The organism is Intrasporangium chromatireducens Q5-1, assembly GCF_000576575.1.
Lineage (GTDB): Bacteria > Actinomycetota > Actinomycetes > Actinomycetales > Dermatophilaceae > Intrasporangium_A > Intrasporangium_A chromatireducens.
On sequence record NZ_AWQS01000210.1, the window covers coordinates 1 to 6,602 of the forward strand.

The 6,602-nt window shown below is 69.5% G+C and carries 6 protein-coding genes and 1 tRNA gene; all 7 read left to right on the forward strand.

The window, feature by feature from the left end; genetic code table 11:
* Window positions 1-53: 53 nt before the first annotated feature.
* The 7 genes from pyk (at window position 54) to N864_RS17660 (ending at window position 6,552) form a co-directional block, all read left to right on the forward strand.
* Window positions 54-1,514 (forward strand): pyruvate kinase, encoded by a 1,461-nt coding sequence (pyk, locus tag N864_RS17630; protein WP_034720022.1) that lies wholly within the window; start codon window positions 54-56, stop codon window positions 1,512-1,514.
* A gap of 58 nt (window positions 1,515-1,572) precedes the next feature.
* Window positions 1,573-1,655, forward strand: a tRNA-Leu gene (locus N864_RS17635).
* Window positions 1,656-1,743: 88 nt separating this feature from the next.
* A complete protein-coding gene (locus N864_RS17640) occupies window positions 1,744-2,307 on the forward strand; it encodes an ANTAR domain-containing response regulator (RefSeq protein WP_240474385.1) in 564 nt (187 codons plus the stop codon).
* A gap of 112 nt (window positions 2,308-2,419) precedes the next feature.
* Window positions 2,420-3,835 carry a branched-chain amino acid ABC transporter permease gene (locus N864_RS17645; RefSeq protein WP_205620990.1) on the forward strand — a complete coding sequence of 472 codons (1,416 nt, stop codon included), beginning with the start codon at window positions 2,420-2,422 and terminating at the stop codon, window positions 3,833-3,835.
* A 20-nt stretch (window positions 3,836-3,855) separates the two neighbouring features.
* Entirely contained in the window at window positions 3,856-4,845 is a 990-nt protein-coding gene (locus N864_RS17650; RefSeq protein WP_034720027.1) for a branched-chain amino acid ABC transporter permease, read from the forward strand.
* A complete protein-coding gene (locus N864_RS17655; RefSeq protein ID WP_081793997.1) occupies window positions 4,835-5,770 on the forward strand; it encodes an ABC transporter ATP-binding protein in 936 nt (311 codons plus the stop codon). The genes N864_RS17650 and N864_RS17655 overlap by 11 nt, the downstream gene beginning before the upstream one ends.
* A complete protein-coding gene (locus N864_RS17660; protein ID WP_034720031.1) occupies window positions 5,767-6,552 on the forward strand; it encodes an ABC transporter ATP-binding protein in 786 nt (261 codons plus the stop codon). Before N864_RS17655 ends, N864_RS17660 begins: the two co-directional genes overlap by 4 nt.
* Window positions 6,553-6,602: the final 50 nt, after the last annotated feature.

Consider the following 6,602-nt stretch of genomic DNA (forward strand, 5'->3'; position numbering starts at 1 on the left):
CGTCTGCCGACGGGCCCCGGTGAGCGGCATCACACGACCAATAAGGTTGGGACATGCGTCGCGCCAAGATCGTCTGCACCATCGGCCCCAAGACGTCGTCCCCGGAGCAGCTGCGTGCCCTCGTCGACGCCGGCATGGACGTCGCCCGCCTCAACCTCTCGCACGGCGACCACGCCGACCACGAGAAGGTCTACCGCGGCGTCCGTGAGGCCAGTGACGCCTCCGGGCGTGCGGTGGGCGTGCTCGTCGACCTCCAGGGCCCCAAGATCCGGACCGGCCGGTTCGCGGCCGGCCCCGTGCACCTCAACCCTGGGCAGCGGTTCACCATCACGACCCGGGACGTCGACGGCTCCGAGACCGAGGTGGGCACGACCTACCCCGGCCTGCCGGGTGACGTCCGGCCGGGCGACATCCTGCTCATCGACGACGGCAAGGTCACCCTCCGCGCGGTCGACGTCACCGACACCGACATCGTCACCGAGACCGTCGTCGGCGGCACCGTCTCGAACAACAAGGGCATCAACCTGCCCGGCGTGGCGGTGAGCGTGCCGGCACTGTCGGAGAAGGACCGTGACGACCTGCGCTTCGCCCTGCGGCTCGGCGCCGACCTGATCGCCCTGTCCTTCGTCCGGTCGGCCGCCGACATCACCGACGTGCACGAGATCATGGACGAGTTCGGCCTGCGCCTGCCCGTCATCGCCAAGATCGAGAAACCGCAGGCCGTGGCCAACCTCGAGGAGATCATCGAGGCCTTCGACGGCATCATGGTCGCCCGGGGTGACCTGGGCGTCGAGATGCCGCTCGAGGAGGTCCCGCTCGTCCAGAAGCGTGCGATCGAGCTGTGCCGGGTTGCGGCCAAGCCGGTCATCGTCGCGACGCAGGTGCTCGAGTCGATGGTGGAGAGCCCCCGCCCGACCCGAGCCGAGGCCTCCGACGCCGCGAACGCCGTCCTCGACGGCGCGGACGCGGTCATGCTCTCGGGGGAGACGTCGGTGGGTGCCTACCCGATCGAGTCGGTCACCACGATGGCCCGGATCATCGAGTTCACCGAGATGCACGGCTACGAGCGGATCGCCCAGATCGACCGCACGCCGGTGACGGTCGGCGGCGCCGTGTGCAAGGCCGCCGTGGAGATCGGCGAGGCCGTCGAGGCGCGCTTCCTGATCACGTTCACCGAGACAGGGGGCTCGGCGAGGCGGATGGCGCGGCTGCGGCCCCGGCTGCCGATGCTCGCCTTCACCTCCGAGCAGCGGACCCGCTCCCGCCTCGCGCTCGTGTGGGGGATGGAGACCTACCTCGTGAGCCGGATGTCGCACACGGACCAGTTCGCGATGCAGGTCGACCTCACGCTGCTTCCCGAGGGCCGTGTCGTCGAGGGCGACCGGGTCCTCATCGTCGCCGGCTCTCCGCCCGGCATCCCCGGGTCGACCAACGCGCTGCGCGTGCACCGCGTCGGCGATGCGGTGCACCGGCGCGCGCCCGCCTACCGTCCGGAGGAAGTGACGCTGTCCTGACCCCGGTAGGGGCCGCGGTGGGGGTGCGCGGTAGTCGCTATGCTGTCCCGGCACACCCGCCGGGGTGGTGGAATGGCAGACACGGGGCACTCAAAATGCTCTGGCCGCAAGGTCGTGCGGGTTCAAGTCCCGCTCCCGGCACCGATAGGCTCTCCTCGTGACCAGTGACGAGAGGGCTGCCGAAGAGACCACGACGACCGCGACCGAGGGGCAGGCCGCTGCCACCCGCATCGTCGTCGCCGAGGACGAGACCCTCATCCGCCTCGACCTCGTCGAGATGCTGGGGGAGTTGGGCTACGACGTCGTCGGGCAGGCCTCCAACGGTGAGCAGGCCGTGGAGCTGGCCCGGGACCTGCAGCCCGACGTCGTCATCATGGACGTCAAGATGCCCGTCCTGGACGGACTCGGCGCGGCCGAGCAGATCCACTCCCAGGACCTGTGCCCGGTCATCATGCTCACGGCCTTCTCCCAGACCGAGCTCGTCGAGCGGGCCAGGGACGCCGGCGTCATGGCGTATGTCGTCAAGCCGTTCAGCGCCGACGACCTCCGCCCCGCCATCGAGATCGCCCGGTCCCGCTGGCAGGAGGTCAAGGCCCTCGAGGCCGAGATCGCCGACCTCGGTGAGCGGCTCGAGACACGCAAGCTCGTCGACCGCGCCAAGGGCGTGCTCATGAGCCAGCTCAAGCTGAGCGAGGCCGACGCTTTCCGCTGGATCCAGAAGACGGCGATGGACCGTCGGCTGGGGATGAAGGAGGTGGCCGACGCGGTCATCAAGGGGTTCCCGGCCTCGTGACCTGACGGCGCGAGCGCGTCGAGGTCACAACTTCGAAGCGAGTCGCGTGGAGGTCTCCGCACGGCGTGCCCTGCTGTGGTTCAATCCGGGGCAGCGATCAAAGGAGACCGTCGTGCGACCACGCCTGATGGCGATACTCGCTGCACTCGTCCTGCTCTTCCTGACCGGAGCGGGCACCGCGAGCGCAGCAGTCGTGGGCGCCGCGCCCGCGACCGGGCACCATCCCGCGGCCCTCACCGCAGCGGGGGACCAGAGTCTCAAGGGGACCCTGCGCGGTCCCGACGGCAAGCCGGTCAGTGGCGTCAAGATCACGGCCGAGCAGAAGGGCCAGACCGTCGGGTCGGCCACCTCGAACGCCGAGGGACAGTGGCAGATCCCCTTGCCCGGCCCGGGGGAGTTCAACCTCAAGCTCGACGTGTCCACCCTGCCCAAGGGCGTCCAGACGCGCGACAAGGGCGGCGAGGTCCTCGAGGCCGTCGTCGTGGCGCCCCAGCAGCAGCGCACCGTGATCTTCCCGCTCATCAGCACGAGCCAGCCACAGCAGGCCAAGCCGGGCGCGGCGCCGCAGTCGACGAGCGGACCGGGCCAGACCGGCGACCAGAACCAGTCCGGCGCCACGGCCGAGGGCGGGGAGGGCGTCTCGCTGAGCCGCGTGCTCCAGCTCGTCGTCGAGGGCCTCAAGCTCGGCGCGATCATCGCGATCACCGCCGTCGGCCTGTCCCTCATCTTCGGCACGACACGGTTGATCAACTTCGCCCACGGTGAGCTCGTCACGATCGGCGCCGTCGTCGCGTTCTGGATCAGCACCGACCCGGGCAACGTGCCACTCGTGCTCGCCGGGGTCGCCGCCCTCGTCGTCGGCGGCCTGCTGGCCGGCGGCCTCGACCTGGGGCTCTGGCGGCCGATGCGCCGGCGGGGCACCGGGCTGATCCAGATGTTCATCATCTCGATCGGCCTGTCGCTGTTCCTGCGCTACCTGATCCTCGTGCTCTTCTCGGGGCGACGCGAGAAGTACGCGCAGTACGCCCTCCAGCCCGCCATGCAGCTGGGGCCGATCACGATCACCCCCCGCGACCTCATCGTGACGCTGGCGTCGTTCGCGATCCTCGTGCTCGTCGCGGTGCTCCTGCAGCGCACCCGGATGGGCAAGGCGGCCCGCGCCGTCGCCGACAACAAGGACCTCGCCGAGGCGTCGGGCATCGACGTCGACCGGGTCATCCTGTCGATCTGGATCATCGGTGGTGGGCTCGCGGCCCTGGGCGGCGTCTTCTATGGAGTGACCCAGGGGGCGGTCTACTGGGACATGGGGTTCAACCTGCTGCTACTGATGTTCGCCGGAGTCATCCTCGGCGGGCTCGGCAGCGCCTACGGGGCGATGGTGGGCAGCATCATCGTCGGCCTCGTCTCGCAGCTGTCCAACCTGTGGTTCCCGCCGTCGTTGCAGAACGCCTGGGCACTGCTCGTGCTCATCATCGTGCTGCTGGTGCGGCCCCAGGGCATCCTCGGTCGAGCGGAGCGCGCCGGCTGAGGCGCAGGGAGTAGCTGATCATGAACTTCATGGATGTCCTGTCCAACGCCCTCCGCGGTGCCTTCGGCGCGGAGGCCGCCATCTACGCCCTCGCGGCCGTCGGGCTCAACCTGCACTTCGGCTTCACCGGACTGCTCAACTTCGGCCACGTCGGCTTCATGCTCGTCGGCGCCTACGGCGTCGCCGTCAGCGTCTCCACCTGGGGCCTCAGCCTATGGGTCGGCCTGCTCATCGGGATCGGCTGCTCGATCGTGCTGGCCCTCATTCTCGGGATCCCCACGCTCCGGCTGCGTGGCGACTACCTCGCCATCGCGACGATCGCCGGCGCCGAGGTGCTCCGCTACTTCTACCGGTCCGACTGGGCCGCCCCGATCACCGGTGGTGTCTACGGGCTGCGCCAGTTCGCGAATGAGTTCTTCGCGCTCAACCCCTACAGCAGCAACCTCGAGCTCGGCCCGCTGCTGTTCTCGGCCCGCAACCTCTGGGTCATGACGGTCGGGTGGAGCCTGGTCGTGCTCACCTCGCTGCTCGTCTACCTCCTGGTCCACAGCCCGTGGGGACGGGTCCTGCGAGCTGTCCGCGAGGACGAGCTCGCCGCCCGCAGCCTCGGCAAGAACGTCTACGCCTACAAGATGCAGTCGCTCGTCCTGGGTGGCGTCATCGGCGGCCTCGCCGGGGCCCTCATCGCCATCGCGACCCAGTCGGTCAACCCCGACAACTTCAACCCCGCCGTGACCTTCTACCTCTGGGCCATCATGATCCTCGGCGGTGCCAGCCGGATCCTCGGGCCGATCCTCGGCTCGATCATCTTCTGGTTCCTGGCGACCTTCCTCGACTCCTTCCTCCGCAACGCGACGGCGTCCGGCCTCATCTCGCCCGACGTCATCAGCGGCCCGGACGTCGGTGCGCTGCGGTTCGTGTTCGTCGGGCTCTGCCTGCTGCTGCTGATGATCTACCGACCTGCCGGGATCCTCGGCGACCCCAAGGAGCTGCGTCTCGATGTCCGATGAGCTGAGCAACGACGCCGTCGTCGAGAGCCGCGAGGAGATCGTCGCGACGGACACCGAGCAGCACCCCAGCGCGGGCGCCGAGCGGGCCGCGGCGGCGCTGGCCGGGGTCGCCCCCGAGCCGGGCGTCGCCAAGCCCGACGCGATCCTCGTCGCCGACGACGTCAGCAAGTCGTTCGGCGGCGTCCGGGCCGTCCGGGTCGACCACCTCGAGGTGCAGCGGGGCACCATCACGGCGCTCATCGGGCCCAACGGGGCCGGCAAGTCCACCTTCTTCAACCTCGTCAGCGGGTTCGACAAGCCCGACTCGGGCACCTGGTCGTTCGACGGCACGGACATCAGCGGCGCGCCGGCCTACCGCATCGCCCGTCGGGGCATGGTCCGCACTTTCCAGCTGACCAAGGCCCTGATGCGCCTGACCGTGCTCGAGAACGTCATGCTCGGGGCGACCGAGCAGCGCGGTGAGCGGATGCTCGCGGCGCCCCTCCGGTGGGTCTGGAAGGGCCAGGAGGACGACGTCGAGGAAAAGGCGCGAGCCCTCGTCGAGCGGTTCCGGCTCAGCCACATGGCGCACGAGTTCGCCGGGATCTGCTCCGGTGGGCAGCGCAAGCTCCTCGAGATGGCCCGGGCGATGATGGTCGACCCGGCCATGATCATGCTCGACGAGCCGATGGCCGGGGTGAACCCGGCCCTCGTCCAGTCCCTCCTCGGGCACATCCAGCGGCTGCGGGACGAGGGCACGACGATCGTCCTGGTCGAGCACGACATGGACGTGATCATGAGCATCAGCGACTGGATCGTCGTGTTCGCCGAGGGCGCCGTCATCGCCGAGGGCCGGCCCGACGACATCCGCACCAACGAGAAGGTCATCGAGGCCTACCTCGGCAAGCGCCGCGCCCTGCCGACCGCCCAGGAGAACGACGCATGAGCGCCGAGACCGACCACAGCACCGACCACAGCACCGAGACCGGCGCCGAGCAGGGCACCCCCCTGCTCGAGTCCCAGGACCTCGTCGCCGGCTACATCCCCGAGGTCAACGTCCTCAACGGCTGCACGGTCCATGTCGTGCAGGGTGAGCTGGTCGGCATCATCGGCCCGAACGGGGCGGGCAAGTCGACCCTCATCAAGGCAATGTTCGGGCTCGTCCCGGTCCGCGGGGGACAGGTGCTCCTGCGTGGTGAGGACATCACCGGAGCCCGGGCCCACCAGCTCGTCGCCAAGGGGCTGGGCTATGTCCCGCAGAACGACAACGTCTTCCCGCCCCTGACGATCCAGGAGACGCTGCAGATGGGCATCTACCTGCGTCCCAAGGAGTTCGGGGAGCGGTTCAAGGCCGTCTCCGAGCTCTTCCCACTCCTGGCCGAGCGCAGCAACCAGCGGTGCGGCTCGCTCTCCGGTGGCGAGCGGCAGGTCGTCGCGATGGGACGGGCCCTGATGACCGACCCCGACGTCCTCTTCCTCGACGAGCCGTCCGCCGGCCTGTCGCCGATCATGCAGGACAGCGTCTTCGAGGCGGTGCGGACCATCAACGACTCCGGTGTGTCGATCCTCATGGTCGAGCAGAACGCCAACAGCTGCCTCGAGATCAGCGACCGGGCCTACGTCCTCGACCAGGGCAAGGACGCCTACACCGGCACCGGGCGCCAGCTCATGGAGGACCCGAAGGTCGTCGAGCTCTACCTCGGCACGCTCGCGCGCATCGCCCACTGAGGCCGGCCGGGAACGACGAGGGGCCCTGACCACCCGTGGTGGTCAGGGCC

Coding starts and splice junctions, on each gene's coding strand:
- N864_RS17655 (WP_081793997.1), top strand. CDS start 4,835: ATGTCCGATGAGCTGAGCAACGACGCCGTCGTCGAGAGCCGCGAGGAG.
- N864_RS17660 (WP_034720031.1), top strand. CDS start 5,767: ATGAGCGCCGAGACCGACCACAGCACCGACCACAGCACCGAGACCGGC.
- pyk (WP_034720022.1), top strand. CDS start 54: ATGCGTCGCGCCAAGATCGTCTGCACCATCGGCCCCAAGACGTCGTCC.
- N864_RS17650 (WP_034720027.1), top strand. CDS start 3,856: ATGAACTTCATGGATGTCCTGTCCAACGCCCTCCGCGGTGCCTTCGGC.